This is a genomic window from Thalassovita sp., from assembly GCF_963691685.1.
GTDB lineage: Bacteria > Pseudomonadota > Alphaproteobacteria > Rhodobacterales > Rhodobacteraceae > Thalassobius.
The window spans coordinates 2,410,180-2,436,606 of record NZ_OY829290.1 but is presented as its reverse complement, the minus strand read 5'-3'; the positions used below and the strand labels follow the sequence as shown (position 1 = coordinate 2,436,606).

Genomic DNA, 26,427 nt, shown 5'->3' with positions numbered 1-26,427 from the left:
GCGGCCACGGCTGCCCTGGACCTTTGCGGCCAGCAGTTGGCCCGGACATGAACGAAGAAAGAGGGGCGCAATGTCTGACGCAGATTTAAAACCATGCGAGGCTGCCATACCTCGGATGCGGGCGCTGAAACTGGCGACGCAATCCACCCACCAAACCGTTGATGATGCCATTATGGCAGCCAATCCTTTTGCGGATCTGGACCGCTACGCGGGCTTTTTGCGGATGCAGCTGGCCCTGCACGGCGATGTGGCCGCGCTCTATCAGGATCACGCTTTGGCGCAGATCGTGCCGGATCTGGCGGAACGCCTGCGCCTGCGTCAGGTGCAACAGGATCTTGCGGATCTGGGCCTCAGTGCCGATCCGCAACCCGCCTATTTCGATGCCGCATCCACATGGTCCCTGCCGCAGGCGCTGGGGTGGCTCTATGTGGTGGAGGGATCAAACCTGGGCGCGGCGGTTCTGTTGAAACTGGCGCGCAAACTGGATCTTTCGGCTGAATTTGGCGCGCGCCACCTTGCCCCCGCCGATGGTGGCAGGGGCCGGCATTGGAAACAGTTCACCGCCGCGTTGGAAGCGGTGCAGATGTGCCCGGAAGACGAAAACCAGATGCAAAGCGCTGCCAAAGAGGCCTTCGCCCGAGTGCATCACTGGATCCGACTGTATCTGTGATCCTGTTGCTTAGCCCAACCATTCCAGCATCGCCGTGGTGGTTTCAGCAGGCAGTTCCTGCTGGATCCAATGGCCGCAGTTCAGGCTGATCTCGGTGACATTTGGCACCAGGTCCTGCAGGTTTTCGGCGGGCGGGATCATGTCCTGCGTGCCGTAAATCATCAGGGCAGGCTGGTGGATCACCGGGTCGACATCAGCCAAGAGGTGCCAGTTCCGATCCATATTGCGATACCAGTTGATCGAACTGGTGAACCCCGTTTGACGGAAGGCGTTGGCCAGCACCGCTAGATCCGCCTCAGACATCACCGGTTGGCCCGAGGGGGCAGGGGCGGTGGCTAGGTTCATCATCATCATGCCCGGCGCCGGTGGGGTGGCGGGCAGATCCTTGCGAAACAGATTGCGCAGAAACGCCTCGGTGTTTTCGTCCAGCACCGCATCGGCCACACCCGGCTGGCGGTTGAAATGCACGAAGTAATTTTCCGGGCCAAAGATCTGCTCCATGAACTCAATCCAGGGCATCGGGGTGCGTTGCTGATAGGGCAGCGCCAGTGCGATCAGCTTGCGCACCCGCTGGGGATGCAGCTGCGCCATGCTCCAGACGACATTGGCGCCCCAGTCATGGCCCACAAACACCGCGTCCTCATAGCCAAAATGATCCAGCAGCGCGGCCAGATCCCCGGTCAGGGCAGTGATGTCATAGGCGGTGACGTCCTTTGGGCAGTCGGAATTGCCATAGCCGCGTTGGTTCGGGACGATCACATGATACCCAGCCGCCGCAAGCGCCGGGATCTGGTGACGCCAGGCATAGGCATGTTCCGGCCAGCCGTGGCACAGCACGATCGGGGTATGTGTGCCGCTTTGGGGTGTTTGAAACACCTCAAGCGTGACGCCGTTCACTGCGATTTTCTCAGGCGAGGGGAAGGGGCTGGGAAAGCGGGTGGTTGGGGTGGATTGCAACATGGCACATCTCCTTTGGGTCTTGGTGTCATCGCTGTGGTTTCGATGTGCTGCATCCGCTAAAAGGAAACGGTGCCAAAATATGTCACCTATCTGTGTTGAGATGACTTTATGAAAACCCGTGAGAGACAAGATGCCATCGTCCGCCACCTGCGCCGCAGCGGTACGGCCACTGTGGCCGGGCTGGCGCAGGATGTAGGCGCGTCGCGGCGCACTGTGCTGCGCGATATTGCGGCGCTGCGCGATGAGGGCTTTGTGATCCACACCGAGCCGGGACGCGGCGGGGGCGTGTCGCTTGATGCAAGCTCCGTCCAGGCGACGGCCGGCCTGTCTGTGGCAGAGGTTTTTGCGCTGGTGATCAGCGTGGCCAGCATGCGGGCGGCGGGGTCTTTGCCTTTTGCGGGTCTGGCCGATGCGGGGCTGGCGAAGATCGAACGTGCCCTGCCACGCGATAAGGTGCAGGATTTGCGCCGGTTTTTGGCCTGTCTTTACATCGGCCCCTTGGCCCCGCAGGTCGATACCTCAAACCTTGGCGGGATCGATGCGGATTTGCTGCCGGCCTTTGAAACAGCGTTTCTGCAGCGCCAGTTGCTGCAGTTCCGCTACCGCGATGCCAAGGGCGCGGAAACCCAGCGCGCGGTAGAGCCTCAGGCGATGCTGATCCTGCCGCCGCTGTGGTATCTGGTAGCCTGGGATCCTGCACGCGTGGCGTTTCGCCATTTCAGAATGGACCGGATCAGCGCCCCCGAAATCCTAGATGGCCCTGCGTTCCGCCGCCGCCATGTGCCCTTTGATGACGCCGTGCGCCCGGTGCGTCCTGTGCGTCCTGGCCGCCCGGATCACCCCCCGCGCTACGTCTGACGGGGGCGGTTTGGGGCGCAGCCGCCCCAAACCTGAGTGCGTATCCGTTAAGTCACCGGGGTGATCGTCACCAGAACCGGCGCATGGTCGGTGGTTTCCAGCTTGTTTTCCTCCTGAAAATGCGCGTTGAACACCTTAAGGTCGCTGACCGCCGCCATCCGGTTCGGGTTCTTGGGGTTGAGCGCATTGGTGACCAGCACGTAATCCAGCGTTTCAGCCGGGTAGCGCCAGCCGGCTGCATGGGTCACTGGCCGGTCCGCCACATTCTGCGACGGCAGCAGCCCATAGGCATCATAAAGCTGCCAGGTGAAATTCCACGCCCGATCCGCAGCGTCCTCAATGCCGCTGCGGCGAATGTTGGCGATATTGTCGATCCAATCCTGCTGCGTCAGCACCCTGAGCGCGCTGGAGGTTGGGCCCGCGTTCATATCGCCCATCACTACAATCGGCGCATCTACACGGTCATCCAGTTCCGACATTGCTGCCAGATAGAGGCCAGCCGCCTCACCATTGCGCCGGATCAGCTGATCGGCGTCTTTGGTGGCGCGCTGGCGCAGATGTTCACGAAACCGGGCCTTCCAATCGGGCAGGGCGGCGACCGCGTCACTGTCGACAAAGGCGCCCTGAGATTTCAGGTGGCAGACGTAAAACAACATCGGTCCCAGCTGCGGCGTATCCACCTCGGCCCGCGTGACCGCCCGCCGGAAGGTGAAATCCTCCGCCACCTCAGCATTGTCGATAAATTCCCCCGGATAGGCCAGCGCCGTTGGCGGGCTGACAAAAGGATGGCGTGAGGCGATGGCGGTCACCGGACCGACAAAGACATCCGCGTCCTCAGGATCGACCGCCGGATCATCCACAACCGCCACATGCGGATAGCCCAATCCTGTGAGGAAGGTTTTGAACTCGGCGACGCTGAACACCTCCTGAAAGCCGATCACATCAGCATCAAGTTGGCCGATCAGATCGCGGATCCAGGCCTGTTTGCGGGCCCATTGATCGGGTTCATAATCATTGCGTTCATCACGTTCGTACCAATAGGTCCCGGGGGCGGCGAATTGATAGAGGTTCCAGGTCGCAACTTTGAGCTCTGCCATGACAAATCTCCTTGGGGCAAAATGAATAGATCAATGGCCCAAAGGTAATCCGATTTGACGGCAAAACCATGACAGTGTGGGTGGCGGTGATTGCCAGGGGCAACCCGATGAGAAGGCGCTGGCAAAATTGCAAAGAGGCCACCGTTTCCGGCAGCCCCCTTTGCACTTTGTCCTTACGCGCCGTGCCTCAGGCCTGATATGTGATGCGCCCGCCGCAGATGGTCACGGCCGCAGTGATCGCTCCGATCTGATCGGGGGCAACGGCCTCCACATCTGCGTCCAGAACCACCACATCGGCCATCATCCCGACCCGCAAGCGCCCTTTGCGGGTCTCATTAAACTCAACCCAGGCATTGTCGCGCGTGTAGGCCGCCAGCGCGTCACGCAGACCAATGCGTTGATCGGGCCAGTCACTGGGCAGATCAACCCCGGCCACCGCGCCTTGGATCGTGGGCATCACGTCCACCGGCACCACCGGCCAATCGGTGGAGAAGATCAGCGCCGCGCCGCTGTCCTGCACCGCGCGCCAGGGGAAGGCGGTCTGCAACTGATGCGCATGCAGGATCTCACCCGGCGCATAGGGCGGCAGGAAGAACCCGCCGCGCGGCGAATGCAAGGGCTGCATGGAGGCAACAACACCCAGCTGTTTCAGCCGGGGAATGTCATCGGGATGGATCGTCTCAATATGTTCGATCCGGTGGCGGCTGTCGCGGACGCCGTTGGCCACACGGGCGGCTTCATAGCCATCCAGCGTCTGGCGCACCGCGGCATCGCCAATGGCATGCACCGCGATTTGCAGGCCCATGCGATCTGCCATGACACAGACCTGTTTGAACTGCGCGTCCGAAAACAGCGGCTCCCCGCAGATGTCGGTGCCGGGGTAGGGGTCCAGCATGAAGGCGGTGCGACTGTCCAAGACACCGTCCATGAACATCTTGACCCGGCGCGACCACAGCATGTCACTGCTATATTGCGCATTCATCTCAGCCGCTTCGCGCACCCGCTCGACCGGATCGGTGTGTTTGAGGTGCATGGGGATCTCGGTCCGGCACAACAGGGTGCCCTCGGCCTCCATCTCAGACAGCAGGCCCAGCTGGTAGAAGTTGCCATCCATATTGTGCAGCCCGGTGATCCCCTTGGAGGCACAGTGTTGCAGCCCCTTGGCCAGAACCGCCTTGTCAATGGCGCGGGTGGCGGCATCCGGGGCAGGCACCGGATCGGCGCCGGTGACCATACCCAGCATTTCGCGCCCGCCGAAGGTGGTCATCGCCATGATCGGACCAAACGCATCCGCCTCCAGCAATTCCCCAGTTGCCAGACCATCCGGCCCCATCACCACCTCGGACCCTTCCGCAACCTCCTTGCCATGGAGTAGCCCAGCCGCCTCCAGAGCTTTGGTATTGGCATAGATGGTGTGGTGATCGGCGGTACAGGCGGCAAAGGGGCGATCCGGCATCGCAGCATCCAGATCGTGGCGGGTGATGCCGCGATCGCCCATCAGACCGTAGTCAATCGAACAGGCAAAGAGCAGCGCATCATCGGGCCGCGACGCCGCGTAGGGGCGCACGGCAGCGGCCAGGGCCTCGGCCCCATAAACGCCGGTGAGGTTCAGGAAATCCAACTCGGCAGAGCCGCCAAACAGATGCACATGGCTGTCGATGAACCCGGGCAGCACGGTGCCGCCCTGGGCATCGATCACCCGCGCGCCCTCTGCCAGATCGCGGATTTCGGCGGTGCTGCCGACCGCGGTGATGGTGCCGCCGGTGATGGCAAGGGCTTCGGCGTCCGGACCGTCAAAGGTAATGACGCGGCCGTTCAGGATGACAATATCGGGCATGATCTTCTCCAGAGCGCAGGGGCCCGCAACCGGGCCCCCGTTGGTACTGTTATTTCTGCAGGCAACTGTTCTGACAACAAAAAAAGGGAGGCGTTTGGCGCGCCTCCCTTTGTGATTTTCAGCGGTTCCGGGATCAGAAATCCCAGTCTTCGTCCTCGGTCGCGACGGCTTTGCCGATCACATAGGATGAGCCGGAGCCTGAGAAGAAGTCGTGGTTTTCGCTGTCGGGGCTGAGCGCGGCGAGGATGGCGGGGTTCACCTCGGACACTTCCGGCGGGAACAGGGCCTCAAAGCCAAGGTTCTGCAGCGCTTTGTTGGCGTTGTAGTGCAGGAAGACTTTCACATCTTCGGTCAGGCCGATCTCATCATAGAGCTCTTCGGTATATTGGTTCTCAATCCCGTAAAGCTCAAACATCAGACCAAAGGCGTAGTCCTTCAGCTCCTGCTGGGCGGCCTCATCCAGCTGCTCATAGCCGCGCTGGAATTTGTAGCCGATGTAATAGCCATGCACCGCCTCATCGCGGATGATCAGACGGATCAGGTCAGCCGTGTTGGTCAGCTTGGCGCGGCTGGACCAGTACATCGGCAGATAGAAGCCGGAATAGAACAGGAAGCTTTCCAAAAACACCGATGCGATCTTGCGCTTCAGCGGATCATTGCCCGGCGCGTAGGTGTCGAGGATCGCCTTGGCTTTGGCCTGCAGATGCGGGTTTTCATCCGACCAGCGGAACGCTTCATCAATCTCTTTTGTCGAGCAAAGTGTTGAGAAGATTGAGGAATAGCTGCGTGCGTGCACCGCCTCCATGAAGGCGATGTTGGTCAGCACGGCCTCTTCATGGGGCGTGATTGCATCGGGCATCAGCGCCGGCGCACCAACCGAGTTCTGGATGGTGTCCAGCAGGGTCAGGCCGGTGAAAACGCGGATGGTCAGCTGTTTTTCGTGGTCGGTCAGGGTGGCCCAGCTGGGAATATCGTTGCTGAGTGGCACCTTTTCCGGCAGCCAGAAGTTCACCGTCAGACGGTTCCAGACCTCCAGGTCTTTTTCGTCTTCCAGACGGTTCCAGTTGATCGCGCGCGGGATGCGGGTGGGGGCGCTGTCTTTCATTGTCTCTCTCCGATCTCAGTCGCGATTACAGGGTGCAGGACACGCAGCCCTGAACCTCGGTGCCCTCAAGGGCCTCCTGGCGCAGACGCACGTAGTAGATGGTTTTGATGCCTTTTTTCCAGGCGTAGATCTGGGCTTTGTTGATGTCCCGCGTGGTGGCCTCAGCCGGGAAGAACAGGGTCAGGGACAGGCCCTGATCCACATGTTCCGTGGCCGCCGCATAGGTATCGATCAGCGCTTCCGGGCCAATTTCATAGGCGTCGCGGTAATACTCCAGATTTTCGTTATCCATATAGGCGGCGGGGTAGTAGACGCGGCCGATTTTGCCCTCTTTGCGGATCTCGATCTTGGAGACGATCGGGTGGATCGAAGAGGTGGAGTTGTTGATGTAGCTGATCGACCCGGTCGGCGGCACCGCCTGTAGGTTGCGGTTATAAAGACCGTGCTTCATCACATCGGCCTTCAGCGCGGCCCAATCATCGCGGGTCGGCAGGTCCACACCGTCAAACAGCGCGGTGACCTTATCGCTTTCGGGCAGCCAGTCACGGGTGGTGTATTTGTCAAAGAATGTGCCCGAGGCATATTCGGACTCGGCAAAGCCTTTGAAGCTTTCGCCCCGTTCCTGTGCCAGATCGCAGGAGGTGCGGATCGCGTGATAGGCCACAGCGGCGAAGTAAACGGACGTGAATTCAATACCTTCCAGGCTGCCGTAATGCACACGTTCCCGCGCCAGATAGCCGTGCAGGTTCATCTGGCCCAAACCAATCGCGCGGCTTTCGTCATTGCCTTTGCGCACCGACGGCACCGAGTCGATGGCCGACATTTCCGCCACTGCGGTCAGCGCACGGATGGAGGTGCCCACGGTCTGGCCCAGATCCTTGCCGTCCATCGTCTTGGCGATGTTCAGGGAGCCGAGGTTGCAGGAAATATCCGTGCCCATCTCGCTGTAGCTCAGATCGTCATTGAAGCTTGAGGCGGTGTTCACCTGCAGGATTTCCGAACACAGGTTCGACATGTTGATCCGGCCCGCGATCGGGTTCATCCGGTTCACGGTGTCCTCAAACATCACGTAAGGGTAGCCGGATTCAAACTGGATCTCAGCAATGGTCTGGAAGAACTCACGCGCGTTGACCTTGGACTTGCGGATGCGCTTGTCCTCAACCATCTCATCATATTTCTCGGTGACCGAGATTTCCGAGAAGGGCACGCCATAGACCTTTTCCACGTCATGGGGCGAGAAGAGGTACATATCGGCGTTTTTCTTGGCCAGGTCAAAGGTGATATCGGGGATAACCACACCCAGTGATAGGGTTTTGATGCGGATCTTTTCATCCGCGTTTTCCCGCTTGGTGTCAAGGAAGCGCATAATGTCAGGGTGGTGCGCGTTCAGGTAAACCGCGCCGGCGCCCTGACGGGCCCCCAGCTGGTTGGCGTAAGAGAAGCTGTCTTCCAGCAGTTTCATCACCGGGATCACGCCCGAGGACTGGTTTTCAATGCCTTTGATCGGCGCGCCATGTTCGCGGATGTTGGTCAGCAGCAGCGCCACGCCACCGCCGCGTTTGCTGAGCTGCAGCGCCGAGTTGATGCCGCGGCCGATGCTTTCCATGTTGTCTTCCAGACGCAGCAGGAAGCAGGAGATCAGCTCGCCCCGCGACGCCTTGCCGGCATTCAGGAAGGTCGGGGTCGCAGGTTGGAAGCGGCCACCCATGATTTCCTTCATGAAGGACATAGCCAGCGCCTCATCCCCGCGGGCAAGACACAGCGCGGTCATCACCACACGGTCTTCATAACGCTCAAGGTAGCGCTGACCATCACGGGTCTTCAGCGTGTAGGAGGTGTAATATTTGAACGCGCCCAGGAAGGTGGGGAAGCGGAATTTCAGCGCATAGGCCTCATCCCAGATCTGGCGCATGAAGTTCTTGGAATACTGATCCAGAACGGCCTCTTCATAGTAGCCCTCCTTGACCAGATACCCCAGTTTTTCGTCCAGCGAATGGAAGAACACGGTGTTTTGGTTGACGTGCTGCAGGAAATACTGCCGCGCCGCCATCCGGTCCGCCTCAAAGCGAATATTGCCGTCCCCATCATAGAGGTTCAGCATCGCGTTCAAGGCGTGATAGTCCAAAGTGCTCAGATCGCTGTCGAGCATAGGTGGTCCCCCAGTTTTTCAAGCCCGGCACGGGTGCGGGCGATATCTGTCTCGGTGCCCGCCAGCTCAAAGGAGTAGAGCAGCGGAACGTTGCATTTTTCAGAGATGATGCGACCCGACAAAGCGTAGGTCGCACCAAAGTTGCGGTTGCCCGCACCGATCACCCCAACCAGACGTTCGCGGCGGCTGGCGTCATTCAGAAACCGGATCACCTGTTTTGGCACCGCCCCACGTCCCTGGCCATCGGCGTAGGTGGGGCAGATCAGCACAAAGGCGTCGGTCAGTTGGCTGTGATCGGGCAAAGGCGCATCGAGGCACTCAGCGATGCGCACGGCAGGCAGCCCTAGCCGTGTGACAAAGCGATGAGTGTTTCCCGATTTAGACGAGTAGTAGACAAGCGCCGGCAGTTGGCGGCTCATCTCCTCAGGCCAGTTGTGCGATCATGTCCGGGCGGAAACCAGACCAGTGGTTGCCATTGGCTTCGACAACCGGTGCCTGACGATAGCCCCATTCGGTGACGCGGCTCATGGCGCTGTCATCCTGGGTCAGATCGACCACATCATAGCTGATGCCTTTGGCATCCAAAGCACGGGTGGTGGCGGTGCATTGCACGCAAGCCGGTTTCGAATAAACGATGACGCTCATCTGGTCGCAGTCCCCTAAGTTTTTTGCCGAGGACGCCAAGACGTGTGAGCCGCCTTTGATACGCCCCCGAACCCTCCGTTCGTGGTCATTTTTCGGTCGCTTGCGGCAGGTCTCCTGACTATGTGGATCATGGCTAGGCTGTCCTTCCCGAAGGCGTTCCCTCAGTGGGTCTTCAGCGGTGCGATCCACTTACAGTTGCGGGGGCAGTGCTGGAATTCCACCAACTTCCCTCTTAGCCTCCGATCGGAATCGAAGGAACCGAAGCATCACTATATTGGGGCTGGTCGGGGGAGAGTGTCAACATATCGTGTCAGGTGACGTGGCCCACCGAAATCCGCTATTGACGCGTGGATCCGAATTAACCGTCGCCCGTTAAGTCTTAAGAACAAGATACTTTGCGCCCGAGGTGCAACCGCTGGATCATCATCGGGGGCGGCTGCACATCCCGAAGTCTGACAAAAATTCTTTCTGTAGATGCGCAGAAGCCACACATTCCAAAACCCATAAAAATGTACCCCGAAACGGCCCTCAATCGGGGCATTTCTGACAGCTTTGCACGGTAAATCCTTGTCGGGATTTAGAATTCGTTAACCAATCCCAAGCACCATCCCATCAGCACCGCACTTAAGCGGCTGGTGGTGGTCGGTTCGGGTCTTGGTCCGGGCAGATTCGTGCAGCGCCCGCCGCGCGCGGTGCCGGGGGGATCGCGGCACCCTGCAGCAGGGTTGGGACCGCGATCTGACGGTGGTGAAGTGATCTTGGGGACGAAGGGGGAAGATGCGGATCTTGATAGTACTCGAACCCTCAGGCGGTGGCAGCGGCCGTAACGCGCTGGATCTGGTAGAGGCCACGTTGGGCCGCGGTCATGACACCCATCTTGTCTATTCGGTCAAACGGATGGATCCGCTGTTTGCCAGGCGGCTCAGTGCGATTTGCCCAAGCCGCAAGCACCGGGTGGATATGGATCGCGCGCCGGGGCCACGTGATCTGTTCGCCTTGCGCAGATTGCGGCGGGTCCTACGGCGGCTTGGGCCATTTGACGTTATTCACGCCCATTCCAGCAAGGCCGGCGCCCTGACCCGGCTGTTGCCACCCAGATATGGCGCCAGAATTTACACCCCACATGCCTTTCGCACCATGGATCCCGCTTGCCGCGGTATCGCGCGAGAGGTGTTCGGTGGGGTTGAGGGTGCTCTGGCCCGCTGGGCGACAGATGCGCTGATCTGCGTATCCCCTGATGAAATGGCAGAGGCCCAGCGCCTGCGCGCGCCATTGGACAGGACCCATCTGGTGCCAAACGGTGTGCCAACCGCCAATCCCGCCGCCCCATTGAGCCGCGTAGACATGAACCTCAGCCCAACAGACATCGTCTTTGGCTTTGTCGGGCGGTTGAGCGCCCAGAAGGATCCGCTGGCCTTTGTGGAGGCCATCGCGAGGATCAAGGACCCGACACATATCCGCGCCATCATCGTCGGGGCGGGGGAGTTGGAGGCACAGCTGCAGCAACAAATCAACGCCATGGGGCTGGGCGAGGTCATACACTGCGTCGGCCAAGACGATGCGGCGCGGTATTACCCGCTGTTTGACGTCTTCGTGCTGACCAGCCGGTATGAATCCATGCCCTATGTGCTGATCGAAGCGGCTGAAGCCGGGCTGCCGATGATCGCAACCGATGTCAGCACCGCGGACAGTATCATTGCCGACGGGCAGAACGGCCTGATCGTGCCGCGCGCGGATCTGGCGACGGCCCTGCCTAAAGCGATGGAGGCCCTGATCCAGCCAGACCAACGCCGCGCGATGACCGCCCAGGCCATCCGACTGCGGGGGCGCTATTCGCTGGACAGGATGGTGGACCAAACCCTTGCCGTCTACCAGGCCGCGCTGGACGGGCAGGGTGGGTCTGCCGGGGCGGGCAGATGAGTGTGGCGGTTGACCCATCACTGCTTGAGGCCCGGCACGGATCACGCGCGGATTTTATGGTGGGGCTTGTCGGGCTTTTGATGCCCTATGTCATGATGGAGCCCGCACCGGTTGATGCGCTGCTGATCCTGTTGGCGGGGGCGGTATTGCTGACTTTCGCCCTGCCGCTTAGTGTCTGGCTGATCTTTGTGACCTACTTTGGCCTGTCGCAATTTGCGCTGCTCTGGGTCACGGGACAGCCCGCAACCACGCCGCAAGGCCTGCCGCTGCGCTATCTGGCGATTGAACTCTATCTGGCGCTGGCGATGATGGGGCTGTTTGCGCTGTTTTATTCGCAGCCCCGGCTGCTGCAGATCTGGCTCAGGGCCTATGTTTATGGCGCGATCCTGTCCTGTATGGCGCTGGCGCTGATCCTCCTCGCGGCGCCTGAGATGGATCTGATCTACCGCGATGAATTTCGCTTGCGCATTAAAGGCTTCTTCAAAGATCCAAATGTGCTGGGTACCTTCCTGATCTTTCCCGGCATCGTCCTGATCGTCACCCCGCGTGAGGTTGGGCTGCCGCGATGGGCGGGGCTGGTGGCAGGGGGGCTGATTGGCGTGATGATCTACCTGACCTATTCCCGCGCCGCGGCGGGTTTTTTCACATTGGGCCTCTTGGGCTATCTGGCACTGCGTCATCCCGGCGTCAGGCCATGGGTGGTGATCGCCGCCGTGCTTGGCGGGTTGATGATCCTGTGGGGCACGTCACAAACGGGCCTTGGCACGCAGGATCTATTTGCCGGGCGGCTGCGGCTGCAGGCTTATGACAATGAACGTTTTGCCGACATCTGGCTGGGCCTGCAGGTGGCGCTGCAACATCCCTTTGGCATCGGACCGGGCCATTTCGAAACCTATTTTGCCACGAACAACGTGCACAACCTGTTCATTGCCAAATGGACGGAGGCCGGATTTGGACCGGCGTTGATCTTTGTGGGTCTGGCCGTTGGCAGCACATGTGCCGCCCGGCGCGCTTATAAACGCAGCGCAGCGCCGTTGATCGGTGCACTCCATATCACCCTTGCGGTGCATCTCTTGGCGTCGATGTTCATATATTCTCACCACTGGCGCCATTACCTGTTCCTCTGCGTGGCGGCGTTTGTGGCGGATCGTCTGGCGGCTGAGGGGCGGTTTAACAGCCCGCTGTCAATGGGCACGCCAGATGATTGATCTGAAAAACAAGGTCATCTTTGTGCATATCCCGAAATGCGCCGGCACCTCGGTGGAGGAATACTTCATGCAGATCCGTGGTCTGGACCCGCGCAACCGGGCGGCCTTGGGGATCTTCAAAAACGACAAATCATCGGATCTGGAACGGGGCAATCAGCATTGCAGCCTGTCGATGATCGAACAACATTGGTTCGGCGGTGAAATCCCCGCGGATTTTCGGATCTTCACCATCGTGCGCGATCCCTATTCGCGGTTTTGGAGTGAATATTCCTACCGCCGCCTGCCGCCCCCGGATCGCTACCCGGTCTCCTCCACCTTGCCGCTGAGCCTGTTGATCCGCCTGACACGTAAACCGTTGGCGCGGCTGAAGGATCTGAACTGTCACATGCGGCCGCAATGGACCTATCTGCAGGGCAGGGCGCAGCACCGGCTGCGGATCCTGCGGTTTGAAACCCTGGCGCAGGAGTTTGCCCAGCTGAAACAGGACTGGGACCTGCCGGATCTGGCGCTGCCCAGATCCAATCAGAGCGGCGATCGCAGGCGCCAGCCCAATGCCGCCCAGCGCGCCAGGGGCACGGCGTTTGTGCGTTCCTACTACAGCGAGGACTTTCACCGGCTTGGCTATGATCCCAACGCCGCTGAGAAGGGTTAACAAGAGGTGAAGACTGCGGATGTAGCGGCAAGGCTTCCTCAACCTCTCTGCGGCAAAACAGGGCCTCTTCTGACTTGCCTCCGATATGCCAATGTAAGGAAATGACATGCCGCACGCCTTTTCTGATCGGGTTCCCAGCCTCAACGGTCCCGCCTTTGACGTCAGCACCGTGGTGCCTTCTGACGGCACCGATCTGGAATTTCCCGCCATCGCGCTGTTTGTGACCACCGGCGGTGATCTGTCGATCGTGACCGCGCTTGGCACCACCAGGACCATCACGGTGCCGGACCAGATGTTGCTGCCGGTTGCCGTGACGCGGGTGCGCGCCACAGACACCACGGCCAGCGGCATCATCGCCTTTGGGATTGGCACATGATGGGGTTTGGGTTTGCACTGGGGGATCTGGCCGCACATCGCCGACCAGGGGCGCAGGTTCAGGTAAACCACATTGCCTACTCCGAGGATTTTCAGGCCGGCTGGTGGAGTGATTATTGGGCCAAGCCCGCCTTCACCACCGGTATAGCGGATCCGCTTGGCGGAACGGCGGCGATGCGGTTCAACACATCCACCACCACGGCCTCGCCCAATGGGGTCAGTGGCGGCATCATCGCCTTTGGCGCACCGCCGCTGGCGGATTTCGATCAGGTCACTGTGTCCATCTGGGCGCGGGCGTCTCTGGGCTGTTCCGCGCATCTGGGGCTCAGCGATCAAAGCCTGTCGTCGATCGATCTGACGCCCACCTGGACGCGCTTCAGCCATACCGGCACCTATCGCACCTCAACCGGGTTGGGCGGGGTCGACAATCGGCTGTTCCAGTTCTTTGAAGATATCGGCGGCAACCCCAGCATTGAGGTTGATATTTTCGGCGCGCAGGCTGTGATCGGTGGGGTGATGGGGACCTATGTGGCGACGCCGTGACCCGTTACCTTTCAACGGGTTGTGGTCATGAGGGCCTTAGAAACCCGGATAAAACCCCAAACGGCGGCGGACCATCACGTAGCTGAAGATATTCTGCGTCGCGATCCCCAAGGCCGAGGCTATGGCGATCCCCAGGGCGCCGTAATGCGGCGCCAGCAGCAGGGTCGCCGTGACCGTCAGCCCCGCCGCCACCGTTTCCCCCAGGCGATAATCGCCTTCGCCGTCACACATCATCAGCAACTGCCCAACGGACCCGGTGCATACATTCACCAACTGCCCCAGCACATAGATCACCAGAACCGGACCGGCCTGGGCAAACTCCGCGCCATGCAGCCCCATGATCTGCTCCGCATAAAGGATCAGACCCGCCACCACAGGCACCCCAATCAGCGCCATGGCACGGGTGGAGCGTCTGGCGATCTGGCGCAGATGTTCCAGATCCCCGCGCGCAAAACTGCGGGCATATACGGGCGCCACCAGCAGATCCGTCACCAGCAGGATGAAGACCACCAGAACCGCAATGCGCTGCGCCGCCGCGGTGAAGGCGATCTCCTGGCTGGTCACAAACCGCCCACCCAGCAGAATGCCCGACCAGGTGACCGTCAGTGTCATCAGCATCGCCAGCCACAGGTTTGCCACGGCGCGCACCTCAGACACCTGCATCCGCAGTTGCCAGATGAACCGCGCGCCCGGTTGGCGCAGCCACAAAACCCCAAGGCCCAGCGCCGTCAGCGCCGTGGCCAGAAACAGGGTTTGGGCGATGTCCTCAGCCCCCAAAGGCTGGTCCAGCCAGAGGTGGCGCAGGCTGACCACCAAAAGCGCCAGCGACAGGTAGCCGAGGTTTTGCCCAACGACCGAAAGCCCCGGCTTGCGCAGGCCCTGAAAGGCAAATCCCAAGAGATTGGCGATGGCCAGCAGTGGCAGGCTCAGCGCGATCCAGCGCAGCACCGGGGCAAAATCCGGCGCGTTGAACAGGGCGGTGGCGATTTTCTCGGCCCAGAAAAATCCGATCAGGGCGGGGGCCACCGCGGCCAGGCTGCTCAACAGGATCGCCCGCGACACCCAGGTGTTTGCCATCGTGCCGATCCCCGCAGCGCCCACCTGTTTCACCAGCAGGGAGTCAAAGCCCAACCGCAAAGCGGCAGCGCCCACTGTCAGCACGGTCAAGCCAAACAGCACGGGGCCAGCGCCCTCCGCCCCCAGGAGGCGGGCGACCAAAACGGTGAACACCACCGAAATCGCGGATCCGGCCCCTTTGGAGGCGGCAGCAAGTAAAAGCTTTCTTAACATTTAGAATTTATCTTAACCGGTAAACAAAAGAAGCGGGTCGTCTGAAGCTGATTGTTCCTGCCACCTTGGGTGAGAAAAGTGATTTGGTAACAGATGTTTGGGTCTTCTTGCCCATGACGCCCGGCAATTGGCAGCGCGCCGCAGTTTTGGGCTGAAATTAGGTATCAATTTACAAACAATAGTGGAAAAAACGTGATGAAACCAGTCCTGCCAGATCCCCCGCTGCGCCCCGGAGCTACAGTTGTTTTTGGCGGTGCCGGCTTCATCGGCAGCCATTTTCTGCAGCGGCTTGCCAGCCGCGGGGACGGGCCCTTGGTCAGTGTGGATATCCGCGCGCCGCGGTACCCTGTGGCCGGGGTGCGTTACCTGACGGGGGATGTGCGGGACCTTACCCAGTTGCACTATGATGGGGCGATTGCCCGGATTGCCAATTTCGCCGCGGTGCACACAACGCCGGGGCATGATCCGTGGGAATATTATGACACCAATGTGCGCGGCGCGCTGGAGGTGACACGGTTTGCCCGCCGCCATTCTGTGCCGCAGATCCTGTTTACCAGCTCAATCTCTGTCTACGGGCCGGATGAGCGGCCGAAATCTGAGGTGAGTCCGCCAAATCCGCAGTCCGATTATGGAAAATCGAAACTGATGGCAGAACAAATCCATGACAGTTGGGCCGCAGAAAACGCGGCGCATCATCTGGTGACGGTGCGCCCCGCGGTGGTGTTTGGCTTGGGTGAGGGGGGTAATTTCACCCGTCTTTCCAGAGTGTTGGAGAAGGGCGTTTTTGTCTTTCCCGGGCGCCGCGATACGATCAAATCCTGCATCTACGTTGAGGATCTGATCGACTGGATCCTTAAGGCCGAGGCCTTGGATGCGCGCCGCACGTTGTTTAACGCCGCCTATACAAACCGCTATACAATTGAGGATATCGTCACGATGTTTCGCCGCGTGGCTTTCCCAAGGGTGCGGGTGTTTTCATTGCCAGCCCCGGTACTGCGCGCTGCGGCGCACTGCCTGCGACCGATCTCAGGGGCCGGGTTGGGCATCCATCCGGATCGGATTGACAAGCTGATGACCTCCACCAACATCCTGCCCACCTGGGCTGAGGCAGCGGGGCTGACAACACGGGATCGGCTGGAGGATGCGCTGCGTGATTGGCGCGCCAAGGGCAATGGTGCGTTTTTGTGAAGGCGTTGAAATATTGATAGTTTTCAGACCGAAACCCAGCTTTTTAAGGCGGATGAACGTCCACTCTGCTGCTTAAAACATAAGTCCCCTAATTTCTGACAAAAATGCTTGGTACGGTATTGAAATGTTATGACATAACATGCTAGGCGCGAATTCGCACACGATCAACGCAAAGGAATTCGCCGGTGTTTATCTCAAACCTCTCAAAACTTTCACTCATCGGTGCACTCAGCACCTTTGCTGCAGCCAGTGCCACAGCCGACACCCAGACCACCAAAGAAATGGTGATCGCAGCCCCCTTTGGCCCCAAAAGTTCCGTACCGGACCCACGCGCGCGCCAAAACGGATGGCTGAGCAACCGCGCTGGCGTGTCGGAAACCCTGATTGGCCTGGGCTATGACATGTCCATGCAGCCACGGCTGGCGGAAGCGTATGAAAACCTCTCGCCAACGCAGTGGAAGATCACCCTGCGCAAAGGGGTGCAGTTTCACGATGGATCGGTGATGACGGCCACAGACGTACGGGACTCCTTTGCCAAACTGGATGTTGAAGGCCACCCGGCCCACAACCCGCGCCTGTCAAAATTGCTGAACCTCAAATCGATCACCGTTAAGGATGACCACACCTTGGTGTTTGAAACCAAGACGCCGAACTCGGCCTTTTTGTGGTCCCTGACAGAGCCTTCGGCGGCGGTGATGAAAGATGGCTATGACGATCACCAGCTGATTGGCACCGGCCCCTTCGTGTTTGAAAAAGCCGTGACCGAGAAGACCTATGTGACCCGTGGCTTTGACGCCTATTGGGGCGGCGCGCCGAAACTGGATCGTCTGGTCATTGATGCGATCCCGGATGGGGCAGTGGCGGCGCTGGCGCTGAAATCAGGCGATGTGGATCTGGTGTCAAACTACCCCGAGGCTGATTTTGCCAAGCTGGAATTGGATGCGGTGGGCCAGCGGTTTGCAGCGGCAACCACGCGGTTATTCTTTTACCAGCCGCGGGTAGATGCCGGCCCGCTGTCCAATGATGTGCTGCGTCAGGCGGTCTCCCTGGGTTTGGATCGCGAAACCATCGTTGCGGCCTCGCTTGCCGGGGTGGGCGGTGATGTGGCGAACGCGCTGTTCCCGGCCAATATGACCTCCTGGGTCAACGCAGATCTTACGTTGCCCTATGACCCGGCTGGGGCGCAGGCGCTGCTGGACGGGGCGGGCATTGTTGACGGTGATGGCAACGGTATCCGTGAGTGGAACGGCGAAGATGTGGTGCTGAAGCTGCGCACCTATGAAGGCCGCGCCGCCCTGCGCCCGACCTTGGAAATCACCCAGGCCATGCTGCAGCAGATCGGCATCGGGGCTGAGATTTCGATAGGCGAATTTGGCGCCAACAATGATGCGCTGGCCGCCGGTGAAATTGACATGCACCTGCAGGCCTGGGGCACGGCGCCCCAGGGGGATCCGGACTATTTCCCCAGCACACTTGTGGCGACCGGGGCCAGCTATAACATTGCAGGCTACAGCAATCCGGAACTGGACGCGTTGCTGGAAGAGGGGCGCGCGCTGTTCAAAACAGAAGAGCGTCAGCCGATCTACGCAAAAGTGCAGGAGATTGTGAATGCAGATCTGCCGATCATTCCCCTGTTTCACAAAACCCAAGTGTCCGTCGGCAATGGCAAGGTGATCGGCTATCAGATCCACCCGGCCGAAACCTATCTGGCTTCGCCGGAGCTGGACCTTGCCAAGTGATCGCAGCGATTTACTGACTTTGACCGGTCTGTCCGCCCACATCGGTGGGCAGACCGTTTTGCAGGACATCGGGTTTTCGCTGGCGGCGGGCGAATGCATGGCGGTGGTCGGCGGGTCCGGTGCGGGGAAATCAACGCTGTTGCGACTGATCCTGGGGTTGCGCAAGCCCGCGGTGCCACAGTGCGGCCATCTGCGGTTTGCCGGCAGGGAACAGGCGCTGGCCACTGCATCCGCGGGCAAGCCTGACGGCATTGCCTATGTCCCGCAAAGCCCGGCCCACGGGTTTGATCCATTGCGGCGCTTGCGCTGGCAGTGGAAACAGCTGCAGCGTCTGCTGGGCGGGCAGGGCGACAGTGACGCGGTGATGCAGGCCCTTGGTCTGCCGCCGTTGCATCGGGCCTACCCCGGTCAATGGAGCCGCGGCATGCAACAACGGCTTTTGGTGGCCATGGCGCTGTTGGAACAGCCCAAACTGCTGATTTTGGATGAGCCGACCTCGGCGCTGGATCCGCTGATTGCGGCGCAGGTTTTGACTGAGGTGCACCGGGTGGCACAGGAGCGCAATATTGCGGTGATGATGGTCACTCATGATCTGGCCCTTGCCGCGCGGTTTGCGGATCAGATCGCCATTTTGAACAAGGGACGCCTGGTCGAATCCGGCCCAACCCAGCGCGTTCTGGCCGATCCCTGCTGCGCCTATGCGGCCGAACTGGTGGCCCATCGTCACTGGCAACGTGGATCCACACAGGAAACGGCAGCGGCATAGATCATGTTGGACGTCTCAAACCTTTCCGTGTCCGTGGCAGGCAAGACCCTGCTGCGGGATGTCTCCTTTTCTGTCGAGACCGGCGAAATGCTGTGTATCGTCGGCGAAAGCGGTGCGGGGAAATCCACCCTCCTCAAGGGGTTGATGGGGATGATGCCCTGCAGCTTTGACACGTTCCAGCATTGGCCAAAGGGCAGGTCCCATCGTCAGGACGATGCAGCTGTGCAGGGGCTGCCTGCCTGCCGCTGGGTGATGCAGGATCCGCTGGCGGCGCTGAACCCCAAGCGCCGTCTGGGGCAATCAATCTGCGAAAGCCTCTATGAACAACACCTGCCCGCAGCCGATCAGCGCAAGGCCGCATTGGCCGCTTTGGAGGCCGTAGACCTCTCCGCTGATTTCTACGACCGCCTGCCGAAAGAGGTGTCTCTGGGGCAAGCCCAACGCGCCTGTCTGGCGCGGGCGCTGATCGCGGAGCCGGCACTGATCATCTTTGATGAGCCGCTCAGCGCCTTGGATGCATTGGTGCAAAAGAAGATCGCGCTGAGGATGGATCAGCTACGCCGTGAAAAGACCATCACCTATATCGTTGTCACCCATGACCTTGGCTTTGCCGCGGCCTATGCCGATCACGTGCTGCTGTTGCAAAACGGGCGGATGAACACCCTGCAGCGCAGGGAAGATTTCTTTGCCAATCCGGCAACTCCTTACGCAAATCAGCTGGTGAATGCAGCCCAGACCCTTGGGGCGCTGGATCAGATGGAGGCTGCGCGATGAACGCATTTCTGACGCGGTTGGGCGGGCTGTTGGCCGTTCTTTTCGGCACCAGTTTCATCACCTTTGCGGTGACCTATTTTGCCCCCGGCGACAAAGCCCTGTCGATTGCACAGGCGCGCTATCCCGGTGAAATGGGCTTTGACAGCGCGGTGCTGGACGGGATCCGGGCCGAGTTTCATCTGGACCGGCCCTTCCTGTCGCAATACCTGCATTGGCTGGCGGATTTCGTGACCGGGGATTTCGGCCGGTCCTACAGTTCGCAGTCAAAGGTCTGGGATGTCTTTACCGGTAATCTGGCTGAAACCATTACGCTGGCCTTCACAGCCCTGACGCTGGGGTTAACCGCCGCCTTTCTATTGGCGGGGCTTGCGGTTTGGAAACAGGGCTCCCTCTTGGACAGGTTTGCCATCCTTTTGGCCTCAGTCGGGGCGGCCATTCCCAGTTTCTGGCTGTCGATCCTGTTGATCATGCTGTTTGCCGCCCACCTTGGCTGGTTGCCAGCCTATGGAACAGGCACCGTGGCAAATCTGGTGCTGCCCGCGGTGACGCTGGCGTTCTGGGTGATGTCCTCCCAAACCCGGCTGCTGCGCAGTTTCCTTCTGGAGGCCTACGCGCAACCCTTTGTGGAGACGCTGCGCCTGCGCGGTGTCTCGGAGCGCGAGATCTTCTTTTCCCACGTATTGCGCCACGCAATGCCGCCAGCGCTGACGATGATCGGGCTGGATCTGGCGGGGCTGATAGAAGGCGCGGTTGTGGTTGAGATCATCTTTGCCCGTTCCGGTCTGGGATCGCTGTTGGCCGGTTCGGTACTGGCGCGGGATCTGCCGGTAGTCGTTTTCCTGGTGATGTTTTTTGCGCTGACCTACGTGCTGATCAACACGCTGATCGATCTGCTGCAGATCGTGATGGACCCCCGACAGCGCGCAGCAGAAAGGGCTGAGGCATGAGTATGATCCTGACAGGCACCAAAATGCGCCTCCCCGCAAAACCATCAGCGACGCTATGGGCGCTGATGGCGGTGGTTCTGGTCGTCATCGCTGCGTTCCTGAGCACCCCCTATGATCCCACCAAAGCGGATTTTCTGAACCGGCTTGCACCGCCAAGCCCGCAGCATTGGTTCGGCACCGACCATCTGGGCCGCGACATTGCCACCCGGGTGCTTTACGGCAGCTTCTGGTCCCTGGGCCTGTCGCTCTGCGTGGTCAGCATTGGGGCTGTTATCGGCACAATTGTGGGGCTGATTGCCGCGCAACGGGGGCGGTGGGCCGATATGCTGCTGATGCGGGTCACCGACAGTTTCTTTGCCTTCCCCGAGCTGATTGCCGCCGTCACCATCGCCGGGCTTTTCGGGCCCAGCACGATGAATTTGGTGCTGGCGCTGATCGTGGTCAGCTGGATGAAATTCGCCCGCCTTGTGCGCAGCCTTGCGGTCGCTGTGGTGCAGCAGGACTATGTGTTGCAGGCGCGGCTGAACGGGCTGCCGGCGCATCTGGTTCTGTGGCGCCATATCCTGCCCAATGTGCTGCCGGGGGTGTTTGTGTTGTGGACCAACAGCTGGTCACGCACCATTCTGGCGATTTCAGGGCTGAGTTTTCTGGGATTTGGCGTGCAGCCGCCCAATGCCGAATGGGGGGCGATGTTGCTGGATGGTAAGGCCTATCTGCACACCGCACCGCACATTATGATTTTTCCCGGGCTTGCGGTTTTGATCGCAGTCCTCATCATCAACCTGACCGGTGACCGTTTGCGGGATCGGCTGGCTGATGAATTTTGATTAAGATTGGATTGACCTTGGACACCACTGGTATTTTCCTGCGCATTGGCGCGACGTTTTTCTTCACCCTGATGGTCATTCTGATTAAGTTTCTGGCCGAGGCTGTGCCTGTCGGGCAGGTGGTGTTTTTCCGCAGCGCCGTGGCTTTGGTGCCGCTGGTTCTGTTCCTGATGTGGACCAAGGATTTCCCCAGCGGGCTTCGCAGCAAGCGGCCGATGGGCCATGTGATGCGGTGCCTGATGGGCTGTGCGGCGATGTTTGCCTCTTTTGCGTCGCTGAAATACCTGCCGCTGGCCCATGCCTCAATCCTTGGCTATCTGGCGCCGATGCTGGCCGTGGTGCTGGCGCGGTTTATCCTGGGCGAAAATGTCAGCCCGATCAGATGGTTTGCGGTCGTGCTCAGCTTCCTGGGGATGCTGGTTCTGGTGCTGCCGAAAGCAACCGGCGCAACGGTGGATCAATCCTATATGATCGGCCTGGCGCTGGCGCTGGTGATGGCGGTCTTCACCGCCGGGGCCAAGATCCAGATCCGCTCGCTCGCTTTGACGGAAAACGCGGGCGCGATTGCCTTCTACTTTGCCCTGACCTGTGCGCTGGCGGGCTTGCTGACCGCCGGGCTGGGCTGGGTGCAGCCAAATCCCATGCAATGGCTGCTGCTGATCGGATCGGGGCTGACGGGGGGGATCGCCCATATCATGATGACGCTGGCCTTGCAGAAGTCCGAGGTTTCCAAACTGGCGCCGTTTGAATACCTGTCGCTAATCTTTGCGGTGATCGCGGATTACACGCTGTTCAACGTGGTGCCGGGGCTGGCTTTTGTGGGCGCGACGGCGTTGATCCTGGCGGCGATGTGGCTTGTGACGTTCAAAGATCAGCTGCCACAAGGGGCGAAAGCCAGCTGACGAATGTTAAGCGGCCTCACCCCCAAGGGGGCGGCGTCAAATATGCGGTCAGCGCGTCCAGCGCGCGCTGCACCCGTGCGGTTCTGAGCGTGCGCGGGTTGAGCAGGGCAATGATATCAGCGTCGGGCATTTTGTAGGGGGGCAACACCTGCTGTAACCGCCCGTCTTGCAACTCTGTCGCCACGTTCCATTCAGACCGTTGAACAATGCCCAGCCCGGCAAGGGCCCAGGATTTGATGACCTCCCCGTCATTGCTGGAAAAAGCAGGGTTGATGCGGGTGGTGTGGCGCTGACCGTCTGGCCCCAGAAACCCCCACATCGTCATATCAGCCTGATCTTCGCGGATCACGCCGCAGGCGTGGTGTTTCAGATCCTCCGGCGTTTGTGGCCTGCCGCTGCGGTCCAGATAGTCTGGTGAGGCCAGCAGGAAACGCCGGTTCGGGGCCAGTTTTTTGCTTGTCAGAGAAGAGTTTGGCAATTGACCGATGTGGATGATCAGATCCCAGTTGTCCTGCCGCGAGGCGCCAAACGGATCGTCGGACAGCAGCAGATCCGGGGTGATCCCGGGATGATCTGCGATCAGCCGGGCGATGGCCGGGGCAATATGCAGTCGGCCAAACCCGAAAGGCGCAATCACCCGCAGCGGGCCGCTGATGTCTTGCCGCTGCGCCTGTAGATCCTCATGCAACAGCGCCAGATCCTGCAACAGCCCATCCGCCCGGCGCAACAAAGCCTCACCATCAGCGGTCAGCACAAGTGGGCCGCGCCCACGTTCCAGCAACCGCAGGCCCAGGCGCTGCTCCAGCAGGGACAGGCGTTGCGACACGGCGGGGGGGCTGACATTCAGCATCCGGGCCGCCGCAGCCAGGGACGGCGCGCGCGCCAAGACGGCGAAGAAACGTAGATCTGGAGACTCAATCATTAAGCTGAAGTTAATGTTGCAGTTCATAATTGTTAATGTGCAGTTTCGCCGCGCTGAGCGATAGTGGCCCCAAACAGTGAGGAGAATTGCGCGATGACAGTGCAGGACCAGCGGCTGGCAGAGGTGCAAACGCCGGCGCTTTTATTGGATGAGGCCAAAATGACCCGCAACATTGACCGCCTGGCGGCGCATGTTGGAGGAAAGGGCGTGATGCTGCGGCCGCATTTGAAGACGGCGAAATCCACCGATGTGGCGCGTCGGGTTTTGACCGATGGGACGGGGCCGGCGACGGTCTCCACCCTGGCGGAGGCCGAGGTGTTTGCTGAAATGGGCGTCAGGGACATCATCTATGCCGTCGGGATCACCCCGGACAAGCTGGGCCGGGTGGCTGCTCTGCGCGACAAGGGCTGTGATCTGTCTGTCCTGCTGGACAGCGTGGCGCAAGCGCAGGCGGTGGCCGAGGCTTCAGCCCGATTGGGGCAGGCGATCCCGGCCTTGATTGAACTGGACTGTGACGGCCATCGCAGCGGTGTGGCACCGGGGGATCCGGTGCTGGTCGAGATCGGTCGCATACTGCACGAAGGCGCGGCTGAGCTGCGCGGGGTTCTGACCCATGCCGGCGAAAGCTATGAGATGACGGGTCGCGACGTCCATCGCGCCCTGGCCGAGGTGGAGCGCGCCGCCGCCGTTGGTGCGGCGGAAACCCTGCGCGCGGCAGGCTTGCCCTGTCCGGTGGTCAGCATCGGCTCCACCCCCACCGCCCATGCGATTGAGGATTTGACCGGCGTGACCGAGGTGCGCGCCGGGGTCTATGTGTTCTTTGATCTGGTGCAGGCCGGGATTGGGGCCTGTCAGCAGGATGATATTGCCCTTTCCGTCCTGACAACGGTGATCGGGCATCAGCAGCAGAAAGGCTGGGTGATCACAGATGCCGGCTGGATGGCGATGTCACGTGATCGCGGCACCGCTGCGCACGCGGTGGATCAGGGTTACGGTGTGGTCTGCGATGAGGCGGGGCAGCCGATCCCGGGGCTCACCGTGATCAAGGCCAATCAGGAACACGGCATCATTGCCGCCCGGGAGGGCTATGAGGGTGAGGTGCCTGATCTGCCGCTTGGCACACGGTTGCGGATCCTGCCGAACCACGCCTGTGCCACCGCCGCGCAATATGGCGCTTATCACGTTATCCCGTCCGCACCCGGTGCGCCGCTTTTGACCTGGCCCCGGTTTGGCGGCTGGTAGGAGATCTGAAATGCAATATGTTTCCGAAGAGGTCTCGGCCCGGTTGGCCTCACATGAACTGGCTTATGACGCGGTGAAAAAGGCCCTGATCGCCGCCAGTGAAAGTGCTGCGATTTTCCCGGTGGTTCTGGGCCATGGCAGTGATCCGTCAAACACCTATGCGGTGAAATCCTCAGCCGTAGCAGATCTGGCCGGGCTGAAGGTTGGATCCTTCTGGCCGGGCAATGAGGCCCGCGGGGAGCCGCGGCATAACTCCTTGATCCTGCTGTTTGATCAGACTTGCGGCCGTATCGGTGCGGCGGTGGAGGCGGGTAAGCTGAACGCCTATCGCACCGCCGCTGCAAATGCCGTGGCTGCGCAGCAACTGGCGCGGCAGGATGCCAAAACACTGGCGATTTTTGGCGCTGGTCATCAGGCGGAATATGAGGTGCGGGCGCTGGCACGGGTTCGCGATCTGCAAAAGGTTCTGGTGGTGACGCGCAACACGGGTAAAGGCCAGAAGTTTGTCGCAGACCTGCAGGCAGAGGGGATCAACGCCGAGCTGGCGGAGGCCGAGGCAGCCTGCCGCGCGGCCGATATCATCGTCACCGTCACCCCCGCCCGGGCGCCCCTGTTTCAGGCCGATTGGGTGCAGCCGGGGACCCATGTGGCCTCCATGGGATCAGACTCAACCGGAAAACAAGAACTGCCGCCAGAGCTGTTTGAACGGGCGCGGCTGTTTTGTGATCTGCCGGCGCAGTCCCGGGTGATTGGCGAGTTTCAACATGCCACAGAGGGCGCGGATCTGACCGCGATCGGCGATGTTTTGTCGGGCCGCGCTGAGGGGCGCACATCGGCGCAGCAGATCACGGTTTTTGACAGCTCTGGCCTGTCGGTTCAGGACCTTTATGTAGCGCAGGCGATCCTGGCGCTTGTCGCGGACGGCTAGGCAGCCCCCCATGGTGGCGGGCGGGCGTTCGGTCTGCCGCCTAGACGAAGGTATCCTGAATGTGCGCGGCGGTTTCGCGCAGGGCGGCCTCGATCACCGGGCGCTGGCTCTCAAACCGGGAGGAGGGCACAGGCACCGAAATCGCGTGCAGCCCGCCGCCCCAGTCGGTGAAGCAGAAACCGATCGCTGAAACGCCGCCTGAGTGTTCATCAAGGTCATAGGCCAGGCCGTCACTGCGGATCTGGGCCAGTTCCGCAAGGAAGGTGTTCAGGTCGGACTGCACGCCGTTTCTGTCCCATTCATTGCGGATCAGTTTGATCGCTTCCTCGGCAGGTAGATGCGCCAGGCAGGCTTTGCCATTGGCGGTGGTTGTCAGCGGAAAAACCTCCCCCACCTTGGAAACGGTGGTCAGCCGGTGGGTGCCGGGGACCTGATCCAGAAACACCATACCGATGCCGCGCATCACCGCCAGATCGGTGGTTTCCCCGGTTTTTTGTGTCAGCTCGGTCAGCAGCAGGCGGCAGTGCTCCACGATATTGTAGGGCTCATTGCCGGCAAGCGCGCCCAGTTCCGGGCCCAATCGCAGGCCGCCACCGTTCACATCGCTGATCACGAACTTTTCTTCTGCCAGCGCGCTTGTGATTCTTTGTACCGTAGAGCGGGGCAAACCGACCCGTTCTGCGATCTGTCCCAGGCTCATCCCGGATTGGGCGTTCTTCAAAACCCGCAGAATCGCAGCGGCCCGCGTGATGACCTGAATGCCTGCCTTTTCGTTTTTAGGCTGTTTTTCAGTCATTTGATTGGAACCCGTTCGTTGTGTTTCCGTGGTGCCCCTGACCATAGACCAGAAAAAAGTGTTTCGCAATACGGTACGCTTAACCCA

At 60.5% G+C, this 26,427-nt stretch carries 26 protein-coding genes and 1 riboswitch; of the genes, 16 read left to right on the top strand and 10 right to left on the bottom strand.

The window, feature by feature from the left end:
- Positions 1-70: 70 nt before the first annotated feature.
- On the top strand, positions 71-670 hold the full coding sequence (locus tag ACORLH_RS11905; protein WP_321828631.1) for a biliverdin-producing heme oxygenase: 600 nt from the start codon (positions 71-73) through the stop codon (positions 668-670).
- A 9-nt stretch (positions 671-679) separates the two neighbouring features.
- Here ACORLH_RS11905 and ACORLH_RS11900 read toward each other — a convergent pair whose 3' ends face one another.
- Positions 680-1,630 carry an alpha/beta hydrolase gene (locus ACORLH_RS11900; protein ID WP_321828630.1) on the bottom strand — a complete coding sequence of 317 codons (951 nt, stop codon included), beginning with the start codon at positions 1,628-1,630 and terminating at the stop codon, positions 680-682.
- Positions 1,631-1,738: 108 nt separating this feature from the next.
- On the opposite strand from ACORLH_RS11900, the gene ACORLH_RS11895 reads away from it, so the two are divergent.
- The gene (locus tag ACORLH_RS11895) at positions 1,739-2,488 is read left to right on the top strand and encodes a helix-turn-helix transcriptional regulator (protein ID WP_321828629.1); all 750 of its coding nucleotides are present in this window, start codon (positions 1,739-1,741) and stop codon (positions 2,486-2,488) included.
- A 47-nt stretch (positions 2,489-2,535) separates the two neighbouring features.
- On the opposite strand, the gene ACORLH_RS11890 is transcribed toward ACORLH_RS11895, so the two are convergent.
- From ACORLH_RS11890 to nrdH, 6 genes are all read right to left on the bottom strand, one after another.
- The gene (locus tag ACORLH_RS11890) at positions 2,536-3,585 is read right to left on the bottom strand and encodes an endonuclease/exonuclease/phosphatase family protein (protein ID WP_321828628.1); all 1,050 of its coding nucleotides are present in this window, start codon (positions 3,583-3,585) and stop codon (positions 2,536-2,538) included.
- Positions 3,586-3,772: 187 nt separating this feature from the next.
- Positions 3,773-5,422 carry an amidohydrolase gene (locus ACORLH_RS11885; protein ID WP_321828627.1) on the bottom strand — a complete coding sequence of 550 codons (1,650 nt, stop codon included), beginning with the start codon at positions 5,420-5,422 and terminating at the stop codon, positions 3,773-3,775.
- A gap of 133 nt (positions 5,423-5,555) precedes the next feature.
- Entirely contained in the window at positions 5,556-6,527 is a 972-nt protein-coding gene (gene nrdF, locus ACORLH_RS11880) for a class 1b ribonucleoside-diphosphate reductase subunit beta (protein WP_321828626.1), read from the bottom strand.
- Positions 6,528-6,552: 25 nt separating this feature from the next.
- Positions 6,553-8,676, bottom strand: a complete 2,124-nt coding sequence (gene nrdE, locus ACORLH_RS11875) for a class 1b ribonucleoside-diphosphate reductase subunit alpha (protein ID WP_321828625.1) — start codon at positions 8,674-8,676, stop codon at positions 6,553-6,555.
- Positions 8,658-9,083 carry a class Ib ribonucleoside-diphosphate reductase assembly flavoprotein NrdI gene (nrdI, locus tag ACORLH_RS11870; protein ID WP_106404182.1) on the bottom strand — a complete coding sequence of 142 codons (426 nt, stop codon included), beginning with the start codon at positions 9,081-9,083 and terminating at the stop codon, positions 8,658-8,660. Before nrdI ends, nrdE begins: the two co-directional genes overlap by 19 nt.
- Before the next feature lie 16 nt (positions 9,084-9,099).
- Entirely contained in the window at positions 9,100-9,321 is a 222-nt protein-coding gene (nrdH, locus tag ACORLH_RS11865) for a glutaredoxin-like protein NrdH (RefSeq protein WP_058242139.1), read from the bottom strand.
- Between the two features lie 86 nt (positions 9,322-9,407).
- A riboswitch (cobalamin riboswitch) is annotated at positions 9,408-9,599 on the bottom strand.
- A gap of 499 nt (positions 9,600-10,098) precedes the next feature.
- Between nrdH and ACORLH_RS11860 the strand changes: the two genes are divergently transcribed.
- The 5 genes from ACORLH_RS11860 (at position 10,099) to ACORLH_RS11840 (ending at position 14,019) form a co-directional block, all read left to right on the top strand.
- Complete coding sequence (locus ACORLH_RS11860; RefSeq protein ID WP_321828624.1) at positions 10,099-11,241, top strand: glycosyltransferase; 1,143 nt, start codon at positions 10,099-10,101, stop codon at positions 11,239-11,241.
- Positions 11,238-12,449 (top strand): hypothetical protein, encoded by a 1,212-nt coding sequence (locus tag ACORLH_RS11855; RefSeq protein ID WP_321828623.1) that lies wholly within the window; start codon positions 11,238-11,240, stop codon positions 12,447-12,449. Before ACORLH_RS11860 ends, ACORLH_RS11855 begins: the two co-directional genes overlap by 4 nt.
- Positions 12,442-13,101, top strand: coding sequence for a sulfotransferase family 2 domain-containing protein (locus ACORLH_RS11850; RefSeq protein ID WP_321828622.1), 660 nt, complete (start codon positions 12,442-12,444; stop codon positions 13,099-13,101). The genes ACORLH_RS11855 and ACORLH_RS11850 overlap by 8 nt, the downstream gene beginning before the upstream one ends.
- 106 nt (positions 13,102-13,207) lie before the next feature.
- Positions 13,208-13,477: a spike base protein, RCAP_Rcc01079 family gene (locus ACORLH_RS11845; RefSeq protein WP_058242143.1), complete on the top strand. Its 270-nt coding sequence runs from the start codon at positions 13,208-13,210 to the stop codon at positions 13,475-13,477.
- A complete protein-coding gene (locus tag ACORLH_RS11840; protein ID WP_321828621.1) occupies positions 13,474-14,019 on the top strand; it encodes a hypothetical protein in 546 nt (181 codons plus the stop codon). Before ACORLH_RS11845 ends, ACORLH_RS11840 begins: the two co-directional genes overlap by 4 nt.
- 36 nt (positions 14,020-14,055) lie before the next feature.
- Here the strand turns inward: ACORLH_RS11840 and ACORLH_RS11835 are convergent, their stop codons facing one another.
- Positions 14,056-15,309, bottom strand: a complete 1,254-nt coding sequence (locus ACORLH_RS11835; protein ID WP_321828620.1) for an oligosaccharide flippase family protein — start codon at positions 15,307-15,309, stop codon at positions 14,056-14,058.
- Between the two features lie 195 nt (positions 15,310-15,504).
- Between ACORLH_RS11835 and ACORLH_RS11830 the strand changes: the two genes are divergently transcribed.
- From ACORLH_RS11830 to ACORLH_RS11800, 7 genes are all read left to right on the top strand, one after another.
- Positions 15,505-16,497, top strand: a complete 993-nt coding sequence (locus ACORLH_RS11830) for an SDR family oxidoreductase (RefSeq protein WP_321828619.1) — start codon at positions 15,505-15,507, stop codon at positions 16,495-16,497.
- Between the two features lie 185 nt (positions 16,498-16,682).
- Positions 16,683-18,236, top strand: coding sequence for an ABC transporter substrate-binding protein (locus tag ACORLH_RS11825; RefSeq protein ID WP_321828618.1), 1,554 nt, complete (start codon positions 16,683-16,685; stop codon positions 18,234-18,236).
- Positions 18,226-19,002: a dipeptide/oligopeptide/nickel ABC transporter ATP-binding protein gene (locus ACORLH_RS11820; protein ID WP_321828617.1), complete on the top strand. Its 777-nt coding sequence runs from the start codon at positions 18,226-18,228 to the stop codon at positions 19,000-19,002. The genes ACORLH_RS11825 and ACORLH_RS11820 overlap by 11 nt, the downstream gene beginning before the upstream one ends.
- 3 nt (positions 19,003-19,005) lie before the next feature.
- A complete protein-coding gene (locus ACORLH_RS11815; RefSeq protein WP_321828616.1) occupies positions 19,006-19,776 on the top strand; it encodes a dipeptide/oligopeptide/nickel ABC transporter ATP-binding protein in 771 nt (256 codons plus the stop codon).
- On the top strand, positions 19,773-20,723 hold the full coding sequence (locus ACORLH_RS11810) for an ABC transporter permease (RefSeq protein ID WP_321828615.1): 951 nt from the start codon (positions 19,773-19,775) through the stop codon (positions 20,721-20,723). Before ACORLH_RS11815 ends, ACORLH_RS11810 begins: the two co-directional genes overlap by 4 nt.
- A complete protein-coding gene (locus ACORLH_RS11805; RefSeq protein ID WP_321828614.1) occupies positions 20,720-21,550 on the top strand; it encodes an ABC transporter permease in 831 nt (276 codons plus the stop codon). The genes ACORLH_RS11810 and ACORLH_RS11805 overlap by 4 nt, the downstream gene beginning before the upstream one ends.
- A gap of 11 nt (positions 21,551-21,561) precedes the next feature.
- Positions 21,562-22,452 (top strand): DMT family transporter, encoded by an 891-nt coding sequence (locus tag ACORLH_RS11800; protein WP_321828613.1) that lies wholly within the window; start codon positions 21,562-21,564, stop codon positions 22,450-22,452.
- A 16-nt stretch (positions 22,453-22,468) separates the two neighbouring features.
- On the opposite strand, the gene ACORLH_RS11795 is transcribed toward ACORLH_RS11800, so the two are convergent.
- A complete protein-coding gene (locus ACORLH_RS11795) occupies positions 22,469-23,374 on the bottom strand; it encodes a LysR substrate-binding domain-containing protein (protein WP_321828612.1) in 906 nt (301 codons plus the stop codon).
- 93 nt (positions 23,375-23,467) lie between these two features.
- Between ACORLH_RS11795 and ACORLH_RS11790 the strand changes: the two genes are divergently transcribed.
- Entirely contained in the window at positions 23,468-24,616 is a 1,149-nt protein-coding gene (locus ACORLH_RS11790) for a DSD1 family PLP-dependent enzyme (protein WP_321828611.1), read from the top strand.
- A 10-nt stretch (positions 24,617-24,626) separates the two neighbouring features.
- Positions 24,627-25,544 carry an ornithine cyclodeaminase family protein gene (locus ACORLH_RS11785; RefSeq protein ID WP_321828610.1) on the top strand — a complete coding sequence of 306 codons (918 nt, stop codon included), beginning with the start codon at positions 24,627-24,629 and terminating at the stop codon, positions 25,542-25,544.
- Positions 25,545-25,584: 40 nt separating this feature from the next.
- Here the strand turns inward: ACORLH_RS11785 and ACORLH_RS11780 are convergent, their stop codons facing one another.
- Complete coding sequence (locus tag ACORLH_RS11780; protein ID WP_321828609.1) at positions 25,585-26,340, bottom strand: IclR family transcriptional regulator; 756 nt, start codon at positions 26,338-26,340, stop codon at positions 25,585-25,587.
- Positions 26,341-26,427 lie beyond the last annotated feature (87 nt).